Annotated in this window: 8 protein-coding genes; 3 read left to right on the top strand and 5 right to left on the bottom strand. The window is 62.2% G+C overall.

Annotation, left to right across the window (positions count from 1 at the left end; genetic code table 11):
- Positions 1-117: 117 nt before the first annotated feature.
- The 3 genes from ATI02_RS26385 to ATI02_RS26375 form a co-directional block, all read right to left on the bottom strand.
- Positions 118-603, bottom strand: coding sequence for a GNAT family N-acetyltransferase (locus tag ATI02_RS26385; protein ID WP_100847790.1), 486 nt, complete (start codon positions 601-603; stop codon positions 118-120).
- A gap of 240 nt (positions 604-843) precedes the next feature.
- A complete protein-coding gene (locus ATI02_RS26380; protein ID WP_095189621.1) occupies positions 844-2,166 on the bottom strand; it encodes an ATP-binding protein in 1,323 nt (440 codons plus the stop codon).
- Positions 2,166-2,846 carry a response regulator gene (locus ATI02_RS26375; protein WP_095189620.1) on the bottom strand — a complete coding sequence of 227 codons (681 nt, stop codon included), beginning with the start codon at positions 2,844-2,846 and terminating at the stop codon, positions 2,166-2,168. Before ATI02_RS26375 ends, ATI02_RS26380 begins: the two co-directional genes overlap by 1 nt.
- Before the next feature lie 154 nt (positions 2,847-3,000).
- On the opposite strand from ATI02_RS26375, the gene dsbD reads away from it, so the two are divergent.
- Genes dsbD through dsbG form a run of 3 tightly spaced genes read left to right on the top strand, consistent with a single transcriptional unit; the run spans position 3,001 to position 6,349 of the window.
- Positions 3,001-4,734 carry a protein-disulfide reductase DsbD gene (dsbD, locus tag ATI02_RS26370; RefSeq protein WP_100847789.1) on the top strand — a complete coding sequence of 578 codons (1,734 nt, stop codon included), beginning with the start codon at positions 3,001-3,003 and terminating at the stop codon, positions 4,732-4,734.
- Positions 4,734-5,603, top strand: coding sequence for a TlpA disulfide reductase family protein (locus ATI02_RS26365; RefSeq protein ID WP_100847788.1), 870 nt, complete (start codon positions 4,734-4,736; stop codon positions 5,601-5,603). The genes dsbD and ATI02_RS26365 overlap by 1 nt, the downstream gene beginning before the upstream one ends.
- On the top strand, positions 5,579-6,349 hold the full coding sequence (gene dsbG / locus ATI02_RS26360; RefSeq protein WP_100847787.1) for a thiol:disulfide interchange protein DsbG: 771 nt from the start codon (positions 5,579-5,581) through the stop codon (positions 6,347-6,349). Before ATI02_RS26365 ends, dsbG begins: the two co-directional genes overlap by 25 nt.
- A gap of 132 nt (positions 6,350-6,481) precedes the next feature.
- Here dsbG and ATI02_RS26355 read toward each other — a convergent pair whose 3' ends face one another.
- Together ATI02_RS26355 and ATI02_RS26350 are read right to left on the bottom strand one after the other, a co-directional pair.
- The gene (locus tag ATI02_RS26355; protein WP_095189616.1) at positions 6,482-7,297 is read right to left on the bottom strand and encodes an alpha/beta fold hydrolase; all 816 of its coding nucleotides are present in this window, start codon (positions 7,295-7,297) and stop codon (positions 6,482-6,484) included.
- Positions 7,298-7,488: 191 nt separating this feature from the next.
- Complete coding sequence (locus ATI02_RS26350; protein ID WP_100847786.1) at positions 7,489-20,487, bottom strand: non-ribosomal peptide synthetase; 12,999 nt, start codon at positions 20,485-20,487, stop codon at positions 7,489-7,491.
- Positions 20,488-20,703 lie beyond the last annotated feature (216 nt).

Genomic DNA, 20,703 nt, shown 5'->3' with positions numbered 1-20,703 from the left:
TAGTGACCAAAACAGCACACCAGACAGGTGCGCGCTCCGGTCGCGGGGCGCACATGCAGGTTTTCCTGTTCTGGAAACGCTTAAGCGCGTCGAGGATTTAACCCCTTGATCGACTTGTCAGCCTGACAATGGCAATCGCTTGCTCATGGGCAGGATGTGCAAGCCGTTGTGTATCAGCGGTAACGCTGCTTCGCGGTATCCGAGACGGCGGTAAAACGCTTCGCCGGTACGCGTGCTGTCAAGATTGGCCAGCGATACCCCGCGAACCCGCAACCACCCTTCAAGGTCGCTCATCAGCGCCCGACCCACACCTCGGCGAAAGCACTCGGGCTGCACATGGCAAATCGAAATATCTCCACTGGCCTGAGCCATAGCGACGCCGACCGGTTTGTCCGCAAGCAAGGCGATGCTCAAGTAGAAGTACGGATCGGCGAGCCGGCTACCAAGGAAATCGGCCGATTGTTGCCGGGTCCAGAGGCTGACGATTTGCGGGTCGTTGCGGTGATCGAGCGCACATCCGAAACGGATCGAACGCTCAATGATACGGCTGATGATGCCGACATCGGCCAGAATGGCCGGGCGAATGCAGATGGGTGCTTCCATGGCGCTGTTCCCTCAATCCATTGAGTCAAGGCTTGACTGACCTTAACGTCACCCGCGCCGAATCACTAATGGAGAGAAGTTACATTTGATGTGCCGTACACAGATCCCCCTGCAGGAACTGCCGAAGGTTGCGAACTTTGGGACGCGGAGCGTCCCGGGCTGCATTCCCACGCAGAGCGTGGGAACGATCAACGATCAAGATCGCAGCCTTCGGCAACTCCTACAGGGAGTGTGGTGAATTCAGGCGGGCTGCAACGGCATGGTCAGCTCGACGCGCAGGCCATCGGCGCGGCTGTCGAAATGCAGGGCGCAGTCGCAACGCTGGACGATTGCCTGGACAATCGCCAGACCGAGGCCACAACCGGTGCTCTGCCCGTTGCGCCAGAAGCGCTGGGTCAAATGCTGCAGATCGTCCGGCGCAATCCCCGGGCCATGGTCGCGCACGACAAAACGCACGCGGTTGCCAATGGTTTCCAGGCTCAGTTCCACCGCCCCCTCCTGGGGCGTATGGCGCAAGGCGTTATCGAGCAGATTGCGCAGCGCAGCAATCGACAGCACCGCCGGCATTTGCAACGGCGCTTTCGAAAGATCGGCCGGCAATTGCAATTTGATCCGCAGCCGCTCACCGCCCGTGGCGTCGGCAATGGCCAGCCTCGCCACTTGCTCGGCGCTGCATTGCGAACCGTCGTCGAACGACAGGCTGCCCTCGACCCGTGCCAGCAACAGCAGTTGCTCAAGGGTGCGATGCAGCCGATCAGCGCCCTCCTCGGCCTTGGCCAACGACAGATCGCGCGCGCTGCCTTCGGTCATCCGCGCCACTTGCAGGTGAGTCTTGATCGCCGTCAACGGGCTGCGCAGTTCGTGGGCGGCGTCTCCGGTCAGTCGACGTTCGCGTTCGATGGTTTTGCCGATGCGCTGGAACAATTGATTCTGGGTATCGAGCAACGGCTTCAGTTCGCTGGGAAACGACTGCAGTTGCAGCGGCTCGAGCGAGTCGGCATTACGCCGCATCAGCGCTTCACGCAAGCGGTTAAGCGGCGCCAGTCCCTGGCCGATCCCCAGCCACAACAGGCACAGGCACCCCAACAGCGCGACGCCGACCGGCACCGAAGCGGCCAGCAGGATCGACATGTTCAGCGCTTCGCGTTCGATTTGCCGATCCGCTGTGGTAATGCGCACATCGCCGCGCGCGAGGGTGAAACTGCGCCACGGCGCGCCGTCGATCATCTGGTCACGGAAACCCATTTTCTCGGCTTCAAGCGCTTGTTCGGGATGGTTGTGACTGCGGGCGAGGATTTCCCCGCGCAACGAACTGACCTGACAGGCCATGCCACCGGGAATGTTCAGCTGTTCAGCACTGAAATGGGTGCCCTCGCCCTTGCTCGGCAGCGCCGGCAACTGCTCCAGCAACCCGGCGACCATGCGCGCTGACGCCACCAGACGCTGGTCGAGGGAAAACATCATCTGATTGCGCAGATCGCTGAGCATCCAGGCGGCCGCCAGTGCCCAGATCAGTGCGAACGCAGCGCCCAGCGTCAGGCTCAGACGCAATCGCAGACTCATCACTGGCCCTGATCTCCACCATCAGCCGGGCCCAGGCGATAGCCCAGACCGCGCACGGTTTCGACGATGCCTTTGCCCAGTTTGCTGCGCAAGTGGTGAATATGCACGTTGAGCGCGTTGCTCTCCAACTCGTCGTTGAAACCGTAGACGCTGTCCTTCAACTGCTCGGTGGACAGTACCCGCCCGCGGTTATGCAACAGGGCCTGCAACAGCGATTGTTCGCGCCGCGACAAGTCCACCGGTTTGCCGGCCAGCCTGGTTTCGCGGCTGCTTGGGTCATAGGTCAGCGCGCCGTGTTCGATCAGATTGACGCTGCGCCCGGCCACTCGCCGCAACAAGGTTTGCAGGCGTGCGAACAGTTCGCGCAGATCGAATGGCTTGAGCAGGTAATCGTCTGCGCCGGCCTGCAAGCCGTCGACCCGATCGGTGACCGAATCACGCGCCGTCAGAATCAGCACCGGAATCTCCAGGCCATGCTGGCGCAGTTGCTGCAGCAATTTCAGACCATCTTCGTCGGGCAGACCGAGATCAAGCACCATCACGTCGAATTCGGCGACTTTGAGCATCGCCCGCGCCTTGGACGCCGTGTTGACGTGCTCGACGGTCAGCCCTTGAGCCGTGAGGCCGGCAACGATGCCGCTGGCGATCAGCTCATCGTCCTCGCAAACCAATACGTGCATGGTGAGTCCCGTAGAAAAAAGCAGATTAGGCCGTTGGCCGATTAAGCTGACATTATGGCCGCCAACGCCACTGCGACAAGGGCGTGACGGTTAATCATCGGTTAATCGCCACCGCCCATTGTGCTCCTCACTTGCACAGGGACAAGGCTCCTCCATGCGTCATTTTTTTCTATTGTTTGCGTTGCTGATCTCGGGCTTGGCCCAAGCGGGAAATAATCCATTCGAGACGAAACCGGAATTCTTGCCGGTCGACAAGGCATTTGTCCTGACCAACGAACGTCTGGAATCCGGTGAAACCCAGCTGTTCTGGCAGATCGCCGATGGCTATTACCTGTACCAGAAACGTTTGAAGTTCGAGGGGCTGAGCGCCGATCAGCAGCCGCTGCTGCCCGAGGGCGAATCCCACAGCGACGAGTTTTTCGGCGAACAACCGGTCTACCGCCAGGGTCTTGAAGTGAAAATCCCGGCCTCGGCCAGCGGTCAGATCAAAGTCAGTTATCAGGGTTGCGCCGATGCCGGCCTGTGTTATCCGCCGCAAACCCGCGTGATTGATCTGGGTGGCCAGGCGAACCCGGCCACAGGCGCAGAAGCGCCTGACCAGGCGCTGGCCAGCAGCCTGCAACAACGCGCGCTAGGCTGGAGCCTGCTGGTGTTTTTCGGCCTCGGCCTGCTGTTGGCGTTCACCCCTTGCACATTGCCGATGCTGCCGATTCTGGCCGGAATGATCGTCGGCAGCGGCGCCACGCCACGCCGGGGTTTTGCGCTAGCCAGCAGTTATGTGATCTGCATGGCGCTGGTGTATGCGGCGATGGGCGTGATTGCCGCGCTGCTCGGGGCGAACCTGCAGGCCTGGTTGCAGAACCCGTGGTTGCTCGGCGCTTTCGCAGCAGTGTTTGTGGTGCTGGCGCTGCCGATGTTCGGTTTCTTTGAACTGCAGTTGCCGGTGGCCCTGCGTGACCGCCTCGAACACGCTTCACGCAGCCGCAGCGGTGGCAGCCTGATCGGCGCCGGTGTGCTCGGCGCACTGTCCGGCCTGCTGGTCGGTCCGTGCATGACCGCGCCGCTGGCCGGTGCGCTGTTGTACATCGCACAGAGCGGTAATGCGCTGCACGGCGGTTTGATCCTGTTCTCGCTGGGCATCGGCATCGGTGTGCCGCTATTGCTGCTGGTGACCGTCGGTAATCGCTTCCTGCCCAAGCCCGGCGACTGGATGAATCTGCTCAAGGGCGTGTTCGGTTTCCTGTTCCTCGCCACCGCACTGCTGATGCTGCGTCCGGTTCTGGATGCGTCGTTGTGGCTCGGTTTGTGTGGTGCTCTGCTGCTGATTGCGGCCTATTGCGCCTGGAAACAGTCCGAAGGTTTCGGCCGTATTGCGCAGTTGTTCGGCGCCACCTCGTTGATCCTCGGGTTATGGGGCAGTTTGCTGGTCATCGGCGCCGCGGGCGGCAGCGACGATCCGTATCAGCCGCTGCAGGTCTACAGCGCCGGGCGCGTTGCCAACGCGGCGCCGAGTGCTCATGACGCGTTCACCACGATCAAGGATCCGGCGGCCCTGCAACGCGAGCTCGATATGGCCAAGGCCCAGGGTCAATGGGTCTTGCTCGACTATTACGCCGACTGGTGCGTGTCGTGCAAAGTCATGGAGAAGCAAGTGTTCGGCAAGGACAAGGTCATGCAGGCGCTGAGTGATGTACGCCTGCTGCGACTGGATGTCACCGCTGACAATAACGCCAGCCGCGAATTGCTCGGTCGCTATAAAGTGCCGGGGCCACCCAGCTTTGTCTGGATTGGCGCCGACGGCGAAGAGCGCCGTAGCCAGCGCATCACCGGCGAAGTGGATGCCGATACGTTCCTGCAACGCTGGACCACCACCCGAGACGCCAATTAATGCTGACGCTCACCCTCGGCACCTTTGCCATCGCGCTTAATCACCTGCTGCTGATCAGTGCCTTGGCGCTGGCGACCTTCGTCGGTTGGCGAGTGGCCAAGCGTGGGGGCGATAACCCCGAGTCGGCATTGTTCAGCCTGTTTCTGCTCGGCATGCTCGCGGCGCGTGTGGCGTTTGTTGCGCTGTACTGGAGCCACTACCGCAACGATCCCTGGCAGATCGTTGACCTGCGCGATGGCGGCTTTCTCGCCTGGCCGGGGGTGATCGTCCTGCTGCTCGCGACGCTGTATCGCGGCTGGCGTCGTCCGGGTTTGCGCCGGCCTCTGGGCTTTGGCGTGGCCAGCGGTGTGTTGTTCTGGTTGATGGCGACGCTGTCGTTGAACATCTACCAACAGGGCACGCGATTGCCGGAGATTTCTTTGCGCAACGCCGCCGGAGAAACCGTCAAACTCAGCGATTATCAGGGTGGCCCGCTGGTGATCAACCTGTGGGCGACCTGGTGTCCGCCGTGCCGGCGTGAAATGCCGGTGCTGGAAAGTGCCCAACAGCAACGCCCGGACCTGACGTTTTTGTTCGTCAATCAGGCCGAAAGCATGCAAAGCGTTGCCACCTTTCTCGAAACCCAGGGTTTGAGCCTGACCAACGTGTTGTTCGACCGCAGTGGCCGATTGGGTCAGGCCGTGGGTTCCATGGCATTGCCGACTACCCTGTTCTATAGCCCTGATGGTCGCTTGCTGGCCAGTCACCTGGGCGAGTTGTCGAACGCCAGCCTGGCTCGCGCCCTGGAAAATTTCGACACCCCGAATCCAACTGCCGCACCGGCCACCTCTTCAAGGAAACTGCCATGCCCCGCCTCCGCCACCTGCTGACGCTGACTCTGGGCACTGCCCTGCTGCAACTGCCGTCGGTTCAGGCTGCTGAAGAATTGCCTGCCGCGATCAAGCAGATTGAAGCCAAGGGCGCCAAAATCGTCGGCCAGTTCGACGCCCCGGACGGTTTGCGCGGTTACGCGGCGCAATACCAGAACCGCGGCATGGCGCTGTACCTGACCCCGGACGGCAAGCACGTGCTGCTGGGTAATCTATACGACGCCGATGGCAAAGACCTCAGCAGCGAACCGCTGCAGAAACTGGTCTACGCGCCAATGGCCAAGGAAGTCTGGGCCAAGTTCGAGGCGAGTAACTGGATTCAGGACGGCAACAAGGACGCGCCGCGCACGGTATACCTGTTCAGCGACCCGAACTGCCCGTACTGCAACGTGTTCTGGGAGCAGGCGCGACCTTGGGTCAAGGCCGGCAAGGTGCAGCTACGGCACATCATGGTCGGCATCATCCGCGAAGACAGCCCGGGCAAATCCGCCGCGCTGCTGGCGGCCAAGGATCCCGCCAAGGCGCTGGCCGATCACGAAAAGGCCGGCAAGGGCAGCTCGCTCAAGGCGTTGAAGGATATTCCGGCGGCGGTGCAGAGCAAACTCGCGGCGAACATGCAGTTGATGGAAGACCTGGAGTTGCAGGCGACGCCGGCGATCTTCTACATGGACGACAAGGGTGAGCTGCAACAGCAGCAAGGCGCGCCGACGCCGGACAAACTGGCGAAGATTCTCGGGCCCAAGTAACTCCAGATTTTTTATTGCCTGACCCGGCCTCTTCGCGGGCAAGCCCGCTCCCACAGTGGCCAAGGTGATCACACATTCTGTGCAGATCCCCCCTGTGGGAGCGAGCCTGCTCGCGAAGAACGATGACGTGGTCTAACGGTTGTGCTGAGCCAAAAACTTCAGCAATGCCTCATTCACAAACTCAGGATTCTCCAGATTGGAGATATGCCCCGCCTCCGGCACCAGCATCCATGGGCAGCCGATCAGTTCGGCCATTTCCTGTGCTTCCGACGGTGGTCGTGGTTTGTCCTGATCCCCGCACAGCACCAGCGTCGTCGCGGCATTCAGCTCGCCCAGACGCGGCAACAGGTCATCACGGCCAAAGGTGATACGGCCCATCGCCACGATACTTTCGCGTAGACGATCAGAGGAATACGCCGCGAGTTTCGCGCGAAAATCCTGGTACAGCGCCGACTGTGGATCGATGCCGGGCCGGAAGAAGATCGGCACGACGATGTCGAGCAACTGCTCAGAGATTTCGCCGCTTTCTTCGATTTGCTTGAACAGCGAGAAGTAGTACTGACGGGTAGGCTCGGGTTCGACACCAACATAGGTGTCCATCAACACCAGACCCTTGAGCCGCTGCGGTGCCGACAGGGCCAGACGCACGCCCCACATGCCGCCGACCGACAGCCCCACCAAAGTCACCTGATCGATCTCCAGATGATCGAGCAAGGCCTGCGCCTGACGGGCGATGTCGTCCAGCGAGCGGGTGTTTTCCGGCAACCGTCCGGACTCGCCATGGCCCCAGAGATCCAGCGCGATCACCCGATAATGCGGCGACAGTGCAGCGATCTGTGGTGCCCACATCGCCTGGTCCCACAAATAGCTGCCGGCCAGCAGCACTGCCGGGCCTGAGCCTTGATCAATGTAATGAAGTGCTTGTCCGTCAACCGTGAAAAAAGGCATCGACCACCCCCGCGACAAAAAAGAGAACCGGCAGACTGAGCTGCCGGTTGCTGATCGTCAACCTTGGACATGTACGCGAATGTATCGCCGCCATTCGCGAGCAGGCTCGCTCCCACAGGGAACTGTGATCGACACAAACCCCATGTGGGAGCGAGCCTGCTCGCGAAGAGGCCTGTTCAGGCGCTAGAGCATCAAAGCCCCTCCAGCTCCGCCATCAGATCGTTCAAGCGATCAACTTTGTCCTCGGTGATATCACTCGCCGCCAACCCGTCGATGTACTCGGCCAACGCCTCCACCGTGCTGCACTCGAACATCGCCCGTAGCGGCACGTCGCGTTGCAGGGTTTTCTGTACCCGCGAAGCAATCTGCGTCGCCAGCAACGAATGCCCGCCCAGTTCAAAGAAGTTGTCGCGCACGCCCACCTTCTCGACCTTTAGCACCTCGGCCCAGACATCCGCCAGGGTCTGCTCCAGGTCATTGCGCGGGGCCAGGTAATCCTCGCTCTGCAACTGACCGATCTCCAGCGCCGGCAGGGCCTTGCGGTCGAGTTTGCCGTTGGCGTTGAGCGGCAGTTGTTCCAGCCACAACCAGTGCAGCGGCACCATGTATTCCGGCAGCTCGGAGCGCAGGCGTTGTTTGATGCGTTCCAGACGTTCGCTCGGATTGAGCGCGCTATCCGCCGCCACCAAATAGCCAACCAAGTGTTTGCCGTTGACACCTTCCTGCACACCCACCGCACCCTCGCGAACTTCCGGTTGTTCATGCAGACGCGCTTCGATTTCACCCAGCTCGATCCGGTAACCGCGAATCTTCACCTGATGGTCGACCCGGCCGACGTACTCCAGCACGCCGTCGCTGCGGCGCCGTGCCAGATCGCCAGTGCGATACAGACGCTCACCCGGTGCACCGAACGGGTTCGGTACAAACACCGGCGCGGTGCGCAGCGGATCGCTGACATAACCGCGACCGACACCGGTGCCGGCGACACACAACTCACCCACCGCACCCAACGGCACCAACTCCAGTGCGCCATCGAGCAGGTACAGCAAGTTGTTGTCGGTCGGCGTACCGATCGGCAAGTAACTGCCGCGAGTCGAAGCCATATCGACGCGGTAGAACGCCACGTCATCGGAACATTCCGCCGGGCCATAAGCGTTGACCAGAGCGATGTCCGGGTAACGCAGCAGCCACTGATGCGCCAGTTCCGGCGGCATCGCTTCACCGGTCGGCAGCATCCAGCGCAGACCATCGAGGCTCAGACGATCCGAGGCGAGCATGCCTTGAATCAGCGACGGCACACTTTCCAGCACAGTGATGCCCTGTGCCTGCACATGCACCAGCAAACCTTGCGGATCGTGGGCGATGGTGTTCGGCACGATGTCGACCCGTGCGCCAAACAGCGGCGCGGCGAGGAACTGCCAGACCGAAATGTCGAAGCTTTGCGAAGCGGTTTGCGCGATCACGTCGGCGTCAGTCAGGTTCAGGTACGGCGCCTTGCTCAACTGGTTATTGAGCATGCCGCGCTGCTCGACCATCACGCCTTTCGGCAGGCCGGTCGAACCCGAGGTGTAAATCACATAGGCGAGGTTGTCCGGGCCGCTGTGAATGCCGAGGTTCTGCGCCGATGTCGCGGCGGCTTGCACCTCTTCCCACACCAGCAACCGTGGACGATTGGCGCAGTTGAATTCATCGAGCAGGGTCTGCGCCTGTTCACGGCATGCTTCGCTGCAGACCAGCACCGGCGTGCGGCTCAGCTCGATGATCCGTTGCAGACGCTGACTCGGCAGACCCGGATCCAGCGGCAGGTAACCGGCACCCGACTTGAAGCTGCCGATGATCATGCCCAACAGATCAAGGTTACGTTCGCCCAGCAACGCCACCGGTTGATCCATCTGCACCCCGGCCGCGACCAGTGCATGGCCGAGGCGGTTGGCATTCTGGTTCAACGCCTGATAGCTCAGGCGAACATCGAGGCAACTGGCCGCAACACGTTGCGGATGCTGGGCAACCTGCGCTTCGAACAGCGCAATGTAGCTCTGCTCCAGCGGATAATCGTGGGCGCTCTGGTTGCAACCGTGCAGGAGGAAGTCCTGTTCCTCGGCTCCCAGCAATGGCAGGTCGGCCATGTCGCCATGGAAACCATCGACCAGCGCCAACAGCAGACGCTTGAACTCACCGAGCATGCGTTCGATGGTCGATTTGTCGAAGTAACGCTGGTCATAGGACAAGTGCAAACCGAGATCATCGCCCGGGTAGCACACCGCCGTAATCGGGAAATTGGTGTGGGTCCGGCCCGAATCCGATGTCGCGTTGAGGCTCTGCGCACGATCCAGTACCGAGACTTCTACCGGAGCGTTTTCGAACACGAACAGGCTGTCGAACAGCGGCTGGCCTTTGGGCAGTTCGCTCTGTTCCTGAATGCTCACCAACGGCAGGTATTCGTACTCGCGCAGCTGCATGTTGCTGTCGAGCAAACCGCTCAGCCACTGACGCACACTGGCGCGCTGATCGTCCGCCGGGATCTGCACCCGCAACGCGATGCTGTTGATGAACAGACCGACGGTGCGTTGCATCTGCGGCATGTCCACCGGGCGCCCGGCCACGGTCACGCCGAACAGCACGTCGCGATCCCCGCTCATGCGGCGCAGCACCAAGGCCCACGCCGCTTGAGCGAAGGTATTGATGGTCAGTTGATGGGCCTGGGCCAACTCGCGCAGACGGGCACCATCCTCGACATTCAAACGGGTATAGCGGTCGCCGACGACCATACCGCCGCTCTCACCGGCGTGTTCACGCAGGAACGGACGATCACTCGGGATCGGTGTGGTGCGCTCGAACCCTTGCAGGTTCTGCTGCCACCACTGCCGTGCTTCGGCCAGGCTCTGGCGTTGCAGCCAACCGATGTAATCGCGGTAGCGCGGCGGCACGCTCAACTGTGCTTCGCGACCTTCGCCGAGGGCGGTGTAAATCTCGAAGAAGTCGTTCATCAGCAGCGAGCGGCACCAGGCATCGATGAGGATGTGATGGTTGCTCATCATGAACCAGTAGCGCGCCGCGCCGACCTTGATCAGCCGCAGGTGGAACGGCGCCTGATTGAGCAGATCGAACCCGGCCTCACGTTCGCTTTTCAGCAGCGCTTGCAGCTTGGGTTCCTGCTCGGATTCGGCAATGGCGCTCCAGTCCAGGTACTCGATGGGCGTACGACCCGGGGTGTGGATCACTTGCAGCATGTCTTCGCCGACGTTCCAGCAGAACGACGCACGCAGAGCTTCATGACACGCGACCACCGCTTGCCAGGCCTGAGCGAAACGCTCAGGGTCGAGTTCGCTGTTGATGCGGTAGCGATCCTGCATGTAGTACAGACCGGTGCCCGGTTCGAGCAAGGTGTGCAGCAACATGCCTTCCTGCATCGGCGCCAGCGGATAAACGTCTTCGATATGCGCGGCGGGCACCGGCAGTGCATCGAGTTGCGCCTGGGTCAGTCTGGCCAGCGGGAAGTCTGACGGTGTCAGACCACCGGCCTCGTCTCGCAGGCAATGGCTGATCAGACTTTGCAGTTCAGCGAGGTAGGCATCGGCCAGCTCACTGATGGTCTGCGCGTCATAACGCTCGGCGCTGAAAGTCCAGCGCAGCAGCAGTTCACCACCATAGACCTGACTGTCGACGCTCAACTCGTTGGGCAGTGGCGCCTGCGGGTCGTGGGCGGCACCGACCGGCTCGTCCAGCGGACGGAACAGCGCATCGCTGCCGAAACTCTGGTCGAACTGGCCGAGGTAGTTGAAAGTGACCGGGGCATTGGGCAACGCCGCCATGCTGCGCTGGCTGAGGTCATCGGCCAGATAACGCAGCACGCCATAACCCAGCCCTTTGTGCGGCACAGCGCGCAGTTGCTCCTTGATCGCCTTGATCGAAGCGCCCTGCCCGGCGGCCTCTTCAATGCTGTGCGGGGTCAGGCGCAGCGGGTAAGCGCTGGTGAACCAGCCGACGGTGCGGGTCAGGTCGATGTCGTCGAACAGGGTTTCGCGACCGTGACCTTCAAGTTGAATCAGCGCCGACTCTTGACCGCTCCAGCGGCACATCACGCGGGCCAGGGCGGTCAGCAGCAGATCGTTGACCTGGGTGCGATAAGCGCTCGGCGCCTGTTGCAGCAGTTGTTTGGTGTTTTCTGCATCCAGACGCACGCTAACCGTTTGAGCGTGGCGATTCTGCTGGCCGCCCTGTGGATTTTCGCAAGGCAGATCAGCGTTCGGGCCGGCCAGTTGGGTCTGCCACCAGTTGAGTTCTTCACGCAAGGATTCGCTGCCAGCGTAAGCCTGCAAGCGCGCCGCCCAGTCCTTGAAGGCGCTGGTTTTCGCCGGCAGCTCCACCGACTGATCGGTATCGAGTTGGCGATACACGGTTTGCAGATCGTCAAGCAACACGCGCCACGACACACCGTCGACCACCAAGTGGTGAATGGCGATGAACAGGCGTTGCTGAGCATCCGGGCCATCGACCAGCAAGGCGCGCAACAGCGGGCCGCTTTCCAGATCGAGACTGCGCTGGGCATCGGCAAACAGTGCCGCACACTGGTCCATCGAGGTGACGCGCACTTGCCACAGCACGGCGACTTCGGACACCGGTTGATGCGTTGCGTGCCATTCGCCAGCCACTTCAGTGAAGCGCAGGCGTAAGGCGTCGTGCTGCTCGATCACCGCCAGCAACGCTTGCTCCAGACGAAGCGGCTCAAGGGCTGCGGTCGGTTCCAGCAACAACGCCTGGTTCCAGTGCTGACGCTCAGCGATTGCAGTGTCAAAGAACCAATGCTGAATCGGCGTCAGGCGCGACTCACCGGCTACCAATCCTTGCTCGGCCGTCACCTGTTCTGTGCGGCTGGCCACGGCGGCGAGCGTCTGCACGGTCTGGTGCTGGAACAGATCACGCGGGCTGAAGTGAATGCCCTGCTGCCGCGCTCGGCTGACCACTTGAATCGACAGAATCGAATCACCACCGAGTTCGAAGAAGTTGTCGTTGAGGCCTACCTGTTCGACGTTGAGCACTTCGCACCAGATCTGCGCCAGCGTTTGCTCGAGTTCATTGCTTGGAGCCACGTAGCTCTGACGGTTCAGCTCCGGGTCCGGCGCCGGCAAGGCACGGCGGTCGAGTTTGCCGTTGGCGGTCAGCGGCATGCTTGCCAACAGGATCAGGTGCGTCGGCACCATGTAATCCGGCAATTGCGCCTTGAGGTGCGACTTCAGCGCGTCACGCAGTTCAGCCTGTTTGGTTTCACCTTGCTCAGCGATCTCGGTGACGAGGTAGCCAACCAGTTGCTTGCCGCTCGGCGCATCCAGCGCCAGCACCACCGCTTCGCGGATCGAATCGTGATCGAGCAGACGGGTTTCGATTTCGCCCAACTCGATACGGAACCCACGGATTTTCACCTGATGGTCGATCCGCCCCAGATACTCCACCAAGCCGTCGGCACGCTGGCGCACCAGGTCGCCGGTGCGGTACATCCGCCCGCCCTCAGTGGCGAACGGGTCAGCGACAAAGCGCTCGGCAGTGATGCCCGCACGGTCGTGATAGGCCTGAGCCAGCCCGGCACCGCCGATGAACAATTCACCGGTCGCGCCTTGCGGCACCAGCGCCAGATCGGCATCAAGAATGTAGGCGACACGCGCACCGATCACGCTGCCGATCGGCACACTGCCGGCGCCCTCTTCCAGCACGTCCGGGGCCAGACTGGCCAGCGGCATGACCACGGTTTCGGTCGGGCCGTAGGCGTTGAAGAACATCGACGGTTTGAACGCCGCGCGAATCCGTTGCAAGTGTTCGCCGGTCAGCGCCTCGCCGCCGGTGATGATCATGCGCACCGGGAGGATTTCGTTTTGCGTCGCGAGGAACTGTGCCAACTGGCTGCCGTAGCTCGGGGTAAAACCGAGCACGTTGATTTTATGCGTACGGATCAAACCGCAGATTTCTTCCGCGTCCCACTGACCCTGCGCACGCAACACCACCTGAGCGCCGCTGAGCAGCGGCACCAGCAGACGCTCGGTGGCGGCGTCGAAATTGATCGAATAGAAGTGCAACTCGCAGTCGTCCGGACGCATACCGAAGCGTTGGATTACCGCTTGGCAGTGCATGGCGATTTCGCCGTGAGAGACCACCACGCCTTTCGGCTTGCCGGTCGACCCCGAGGTGTAAATCAGGTAGGCCTGATGCTGTGGCAGACTGATAAACGGCAACTCGCTGGCCGGGTATTGCGTCAGTGCCGCGCGGTCATCTTCCAGGCACCAGCGCGCCACGCTCGACGGCAGGTCGCCGAGGGCTTTGAACATCGCACGGTCGCTGAGCAGCAGACCGATGCGGCTGTCTTCGATCATGTAGTGCAGACGGTCGAGCGGGTATTCCGGGTCCAGCGGCACGTAGGCGCCGCCAGCCTTGAGAATCGCCAGCAAGCCGATAACCATTTCCAGCGAGCGCTCCAGTGCCAGGCCGACCCGCACTTGCGGCCCGACCCCACGCTCACGCAGCGCCCAGGCCAGACGATTGGCACGGGCGTCGAGTTCGGCGTAGCTCAGGGTCTGCCCGGCGAAGGTCAGGGCCGGAGCGTCCTTGCGCATCAGCGCTTGCTCGGCGAACAGATGATGGATGCACTGATCGAGACGATGCTCACCCGGCTCGATGCCAAGGCTGTCGAGCAGGTTCTGCTGTTCCGGTTTATCGAGCAGCGGCAGTTCGCTCAGGCGCTGCTGCGGATCAGCGATCAGCGCTTGCAGCAAGTTGCGCCAATGTTTGGCCATGCGTGCGATGGTCGGTTCGTCGAACAGATCGGTGCTGTACGTCAGGCAGCAACCGAGGCGATGGTCGAGGTCGGTGACTTCCAGGTTGAGGTCGAACTTGGTCGCCCGCGCATCGTTGGCCATATATTCGACGGTCATGCCGGCGAGCATGCGGCTCTGTTGAAACTCCCAGCGCTGCACGTTGCACATCACCTGGAACAGCGGGTTGTAAGCAGCGCTGCGTGGCGGCTGCAAAGCTTCAACCAGATGATCGAACGGCAGATCCTGATGGGACTGCCCTTCGATTACCGTGTGGCGAACCTGCTCGAACAACTCACCGACCGACATCTGCCCGTCGAGCTGGCAGCGCAGCACTTGGGTGTTGAGGAACGCGCCGATCAGCCCCTCGCTTTCCGGGCGAATGCGGTTGGCCACCGGCGCGCCGATGCGCAGATCGGTCTGGCCGCTGTAGCGATAGAGCAGCGTAGCGAGTGCGACGGTCATGGTCATGAACAGGGTCAGACCATTTTGCGCATTGAAGGCACGGACGCGGGCGGCGAGGTCGTCGCTGAGGTCGAAACGGAACAGTTCACCCTGATGGCTTTGCACCGGCGGACGCGGACGGTCGCCCGGCAATTCCAGCAGCGGGTGTTCGCGACCGAGTTGCGCGGTCCAGTAGTCGAGCTGACGCTGACGCTCGCCGGACTCCAGCCAGTTGCGTTGCCAGACGCTGTAGTCGAGGTACTGCACCGGCAACGGTTCCAGCGGCGAATCGCGGTCATCGACAAAGGCTTCGTAGAGCGCGCTGAGTTCGCGGGCGAAAATATCCATCGCCCAGCCTTCGGTGACGATGTGGTGCAGGGTCAGGACGAAATAGTGTTCGTGCTCGGCGGTTTTGACCAGGCAGGCGCGCAGCAGCGGGCCGGTTTCCAGATCGAACGGCTGGTGTGCTTCTTCGTCGGCCAACTGCTGGACGTTTTGCTCACGGACATCAGCCGCCAGTTTCGAAAAATCCTTCCAGTCCATGCGCACGCCAGTCTCGGCATGCACGCGCTGACGAGCCACGCCATCGACGCTCGGGAACGTGGTGCGCAGGGTTTCGTGACGCAGGATCAGTGCTTGCAACGCTGCCTCGAAACGCTCGACATGCAACACGCCGCGCAGGCGCGCCATGCCGCCGACGTTGTACGCCGGGCTGTCCGGTTCCATCTGCCAGAGGAACCACATGCGCTGCTGCGAATAGGACAGCGGCACCGGTTGGCTGCGGTCGACTTTTTCAATCGGCGGCTGTTTATTGGTGCGGCCGCTGGCCTGGATCAGACGGATCTGCTCGGCGAAATCACCCAGTTCGCTGTGTTCGAACAAGGCGCGCAGCGGCAGTTCGACGTCGCAGGCCTGACGGCTGCGGGAGATGATTTGCGTGGCCAGCAGCGAGTGCCCGCCGAGGGCAAAGAAATCGTCGCGCAGGCCGACTTGCGTCAGGCCCAGCACTTCGCGCCAGATCTCGGCGATCTGCCGCTCAAGTTCAGTCACCGGTTCGACGTGTTCGCGCGCTTGCCACTGCGGTTCGGGCAAGGCGCGACGATCGATTTTGCCGCTGGGGCTCAGGGGCATTTCGTGCAAACGCATCAGTTGCGCCGGGACCATGTATTCCGGTAGCTCGGCGGCCAGTGCGGTTTTCAGGCGAGTGATCTGCGCGTCCTGATCTTCGCTGGCATCGGTCGCGGTGAAGTAGCCGATCAACTGGGCGCCGGCAGCGGTTTCGCGCACCAGCACCACGGCTTGGGCGACGCCGTTTTGAGCGAGCAGACGCGCTTCGATTTCTTCCGGCTCGACGCGGAAGCCACGCAACTTGACCTGCTGATCGAGACGACCGAGGTATTCAATTACGCCGTCGGCCGTCCAGCGTGCGCGGTCGCCGGTACGGTACAAGCGCTCACCCTGCTCGCCCAATGGATCGACGACGAAACGTTCGGCGGTCAACGAAGGACGGCCGAGGTAACCCCGGGCCAGACCGATGCCGCTGATGCACAACTCACCCGGTACGCCAGCCGGCACGGGGTTGAGATCAGCGTCGAGAATGCGGCAAACCACGTTGCCCAGCGGTCGGCCAATCGGCGAACGCTCGCCATCGGCCATTGTGCAATGCCAGTGGGTAACGTTGATCGCGGTTTCGGTCGGGCCGTATCGGTTGTGCAGTTGCACCGCGGGCAGTTGCGCCAGTACCCGGTTACGCAACTCTGCGGGCAAGGCTTCGCCGCCGGAGAACACCCGGCGCAGGCTGGTGCATTCGGCACTCAGCGGCTCGTCGACGAACAACGCAAGCAGCGGTGGCACGAAGTGCAGCGTGGTCACGCCGCATTGCTGAACAAGCTGTGCGATGCGATGCGGATCACGGTGTTCACCCGGGCCGGCAATCAGCAAACGCGCGCCAGTGATCAGCGGCCAGAAGCATTCCCACACCGACACGTCGAAACTGATCGGCGCCTTTTGCATCAACACGTCGGTTTCGTCGAGACGATAGCTGTTCTGCATCCATTGCAGACGTTCGGCCAGTGCCGCGTGGGTGTTGCCGACGCCTTTCGGTTGGCCGGTGGAGCCGGAGGTGTAAATCACATACGCGAGGTTGTCGCCGTGCAGGTGCAGACCCGGTGCCTGGCTTGGCCAATTCTCCAGATGCAACGCGTCCATGGCGATGACGCTGACGCCCTCGCTGGCCGGCAAACGATCAAGCAATTCGGTCTGGGTCAGCAGCAGTTCGACGCCGCTGTCGCTGAGCATGTAGGCCAGACGATCGGCCGGGTAATCCGGGTCCAGCGGCACATAGGCACCGCCGGCCTTGATGATCGCCAGCAGGCCGATCAACAGCTGCGGCGAGCGCTCGGCGGCGATGGCCACGCAGACATCCGGGCCGACGCCTTTGTCGCGCAGGTAATGCGCCAGTCGGTTGGCTTGGGCATGCAGTTCGGCGAAATCGAGGCTGCCACCGTCCCACACCAGCGCAGTGCGCTCCGGGGTCTGGCGCACTTGCTCGTTGAGCAACGCCGGCAGCCATTGTTGTGCCTCAGTGCACGGGGCGACGCTCCAGTCTTTTTGCTGATCGTGTTCGGCGGTGGCCAACAGTTGCAGATCACCAATGGCGCGTTGCGGTTGCTCGCAGACCTCGCGCAAGAGATTGCTGAAGTGCTCGGCCAGTCGCGCGATGGTCGCCGCGTCGAACAGTTCATCGGCGTAGTCGAAGGACAGGCTCAGGCGCCCGTTGCGATCTTCTTCGCTGTGCAGTTGCAGGTCGAACTTGGCCTCGCGGCTGTGCCACGGCAGCTCTTCGGCGAGCAGACCCGGCAGACGCTTGAGCGCACTCAGGTCACGTTGCTGATGGTTGAACATGACCTGGAACAGGCCTTGTTCGCGAGCCTGCGGGAAGGCTTCGAGCAGTTGTTCGAATGGCAGATCCTGATGGGCCTGAGCACCGAGTGCAGCCTGGCGGGTTTGCGCCAGCAACTCGATAAACGACAGGCGCGAATCGACTTCGGCGCGCAGCACCTGGGTGTTGATGAAGAAGCCGATCAGGCCTTGGGTTTCCAGGCGCGGACGGTTGGCATTGGGCACGCCGATGCGAATATCGCGCTGCCCGCTGTAGCGGTGCAACAGGCTCTGGAATGCCGAGAGCAACAGCATGAACGGGGTGGCTTCATGAGCTTGTGCAGTGTTGCGGATCGCTTCGCTGAGGCTGACGCTCAGACGCACGCTATGGCGCGCGGCGCTGTGAAGTTGCTGAGCGGAACGCGGATGATCGGTGGCCAGCTCCAGCGTCGGATGTTCATCGCCCAACTGCGATTTCCAGTACGCCAGTTGCCGCTCGCCCTCGCCTTGCGCCAGCCATTGGCGCTGCCAGCTGCCGTAATCGGCGTATTGGGTTGGCAGTGGCGCGAGTTCAGCTCGCTGGCCTTGGGAAGCGGCGGCATACAGGCGCGAGAACTCATCGATCAACACGTTCAGCGACCAGCCGTCGGCGATGATGTGATGCAGCGTCACCAGCAGTTGGTGATCTTCGTCATCGAGCCGGATCAGCGTCACCCACAGCAGCGGGCCTTGTTCCAGATCGAACTGCGTGCGCGCTTCGTCTTCGCGGATCTGCTGGGCGCGGGCTTCGCGCTCATGGGCCGGCAGGTCGCTGATGTCGATCAGTTGCAGGTTGAACTCTGCTGTCGCGTCGACCTGTTGCAACGCCACGCCATCACGTTCGAAGAAGCGCGTGCGCAAGGATTCGTGGCGCTCAATCAGTTGCTGGAAGCTGGCGCGCAATGCGTCTTCGTCGAGTTCGCCGCGCAAACGCAGGGCGCCGGGAATGTTGTAGGCGCTGCTTTGCGGGTCGAGTTGCCAAGTGATCCACAAGCGGTTCTGCGCCAGCGATTGGGGCATCGGCTCGCTGCGTGACAACGCGCAGATTTCGCCTTGGGCGCTGCCGCCATCCTGTTGCTGTTGCGCCACAGCGGCGGCGAATGCGGACAGGGTCGGCGCTTCAAACAACAGGCGCAGATTCAGCTCCAGACGCAGTTCTTCACGCACGCGAGCGATCACTTGCGCCGCGGCGATCGAGTTACCGCCGAGCAGGAAGAAGTGATCGTCGGCGTTGACCTGTTTGACGTTCAGTTGCTCAGCCCAGATCTTGCCGATCAGGGCTTCGAGCTCCGAGGCGGTTGCCGGCGCATCCGGGGTTTCGCAAGGGGTCGAAGGAAACACTGCATAGCTGTCGAGGCTGCCATCGGCCAGGCGGTTGCGGCAGGCCGAACGCTGCAATTTGCCGCTGGAGGTTTTCGGCAGCGCGCCCGGATTGAGCAATACCACCACGCTCGGTGCCTCTTGATACGCCTCGGCCACCGCTTGGCGAATGGCTTTGATCAGCGCTTCGGGCGGGAGGATTTTCTGCACGCTGCGACTGATTTCCGCAGCGATGCCGATGCCCTCTTCACCATCCTGAGTGACCGCGAACGCCGCGACCCGGCCCTTGCGCACCACTTCCACTTCGCTTTCGACCGTTTTCTCGATGTCCTGCGGATAGAGGTTGTGGCCGCGCACGATCAGCATGTCTTTCAAGCGACCGGTGATGAACAGTTCGCCGTCACGCATGAAACCGAGGTCACCGGTACGCAGCCAGGTACGCCCCGCGTGCTGGACGAAAGTCTTGGCGCTGGCCTCCGGGTTGCGCCAGTAACCGAGAGCAATGCTCGGCCCGGCGGCCCAGACTTCGCCGACGGCGTTGTCGGCAAGCTCTTGCAGGTGGGTGGGCTCGACGATCAACACCGCGTGTTCCGGCTGGCTGATGCCGCAGCTCATGATCGGGCTGCCGTCGCCGGGCTCGGCACGGTTCTGCGCCAAGGCCTGGTCGTCCACGCGCAGCGCAGGAATGCCGGTGCCGCGCGGCGTGCCAGCAACGAACAACGTGGCTTCCGCCAGACCGTAGGACGCCATGAAACTGTCTTCGCTGAAGCCACATGCGGCGAACTTCTCGGCGAAGCGCTCATTGGTGTCGAGACGAATCGGTTCGGAGCCGGAATAGGCCACGCGCCAGCGGCTCAGGTCGAGGCGCTCCAGCGCCGATTCGCTGACTCGCTCGCTGCACAGGCGGTAGGCGAAATCCGGCCCGCCGCTGATGGTGCCGCCGTATTGGCTGATTGCTTCGAGCCAGCGCAGTGGCCGACCAAGGAAGTACGCCGGCGACATCAGGATGCACGGCACGCCGCTGAAAATCGGTTGCAGCAGACCACCGATCAAGCCCATGTCGTGGTACAGCGGCAACCAGCTGACGATCACGTCGTCCGGGTTCGCATCGATACCGAAACCGTGACGAATCAGCAGTTCGTTGGCGACGAGATTGCCGTGGCTGACCTGCACGCCTTTGGGCAGTGCAGTGGAGCCGGAAGTGTATTGCAAAAAGGCAATGTGATCGGCCGGCAGGGTCGGTTCAACCCAGCCTTCGGCGAGTGCGTTGTCGAGAGTGTCGACACACAGCAACGGCGGCGCGCCTTCGATCTGCTGTAAGGCGTCGCGCAGGTCGGCGCTGGTCAGCAGCAGGCGCGGTTCGGCGTCAGCAATGATCGACAGCAGGCGCTCCTGGTGATGACGGCGGGCCGATTCCGGCGGATAGGCCGGTACCGCGATGACCCCGGCGTACAGGCAACCAAAGAACGCCGCGACGTAGTCCGGGCCGCTGGGGAACAGCAGCACGGCGCGATCACCGAATTCAGCCTCGGCTTGCAGGGCGGCAGCAATCGTGCGGGCGCGCTGATCGAGTTCGCGATAACTGAGCACCACCGTTTGCTCTTCGCTTTCGGCGAGAAAGCGCAGGGCCAGCCGATCCGGCGTCAGGGCCGCGCGGCGCTGAAGGGCTTGGACCAGGGTGCTGGGAAGTTCGAACGCGTCGGTCATGAGGTTTCCTGCCTGAATTCGGCTTGCTAGTGGAATCGGGTTGCTGCGTCACGCCCCTCAAGGGCATGCAGGGCGCGGTCTACGCCGACCGCGCAAGGCATGGGAATGCTGTCTGGCCGGGGCTCGTTACCCGGAACCGTTCACCAATGAGAACGGATGACGTCTGGAAATAATTAGTCGCCAAGGCGGATCACCAATAGGGCCGGGCTGCGGCGG

The organism is Pseudomonas baetica (genome assembly GCF_002813455.1).
Lineage (GTDB): Bacteria > Pseudomonadota > Gammaproteobacteria > Pseudomonadales > Pseudomonadaceae > Aquipseudomonas > Aquipseudomonas baetica.
The sequence above is the reverse complement of the archived record's forward strand: the minus strand, read 5'-3'. Positions and strand labels throughout refer to the sequence as shown.

Excerpts from the sequence above, each read along its gene's own strand:
- ATI02_RS26385 (WP_100847790.1), bottom strand. The coding sequence starts at position 603 with ATGGAAGCACCCATCTGCATTCGCCCGGCCATTCTGGCCGATGTCGGC.
- ATI02_RS26380 (WP_095189621.1), bottom strand. The coding sequence starts at position 2,166 with ATGAGTCTGCGATTGCGTCTGAGCCTGACGCTGGGCGCTGCGTTCGCA.
- ATI02_RS26375 (WP_095189620.1), bottom strand. The coding sequence starts at position 2,846 with ATGCACGTATTGGTTTGCGAGGACGATGAGCTGATCGCCAGCGGCATC.
- dsbD (WP_100847789.1), top strand. The coding sequence starts at position 3,001 with ATGCGTCATTTTTTTCTATTGTTTGCGTTGCTGATCTCGGGCTTGGCC.
- ATI02_RS26365 (WP_100847788.1), top strand. The coding sequence starts at position 4,734 with ATGCTGACGCTCACCCTCGGCACCTTTGCCATCGCGCTTAATCACCTG.
- dsbG (WP_100847787.1), top strand. The coding sequence starts at position 5,579 with ATGCCCCGCCTCCGCCACCTGCTGACGCTGACTCTGGGCACTGCCCTG.
- ATI02_RS26355 (WP_095189616.1), bottom strand. The coding sequence starts at position 7,297 with ATGCCTTTTTTCACGGTTGACGGACAAGCACTTCATTACATTGATCAA.
- ATI02_RS26350 (WP_100847786.1), bottom strand. The coding sequence starts at position 20,487 with ATGACCGACGCGTTCGAACTTCCCAGCACCCTGGTCCAAGCCCTTCAG.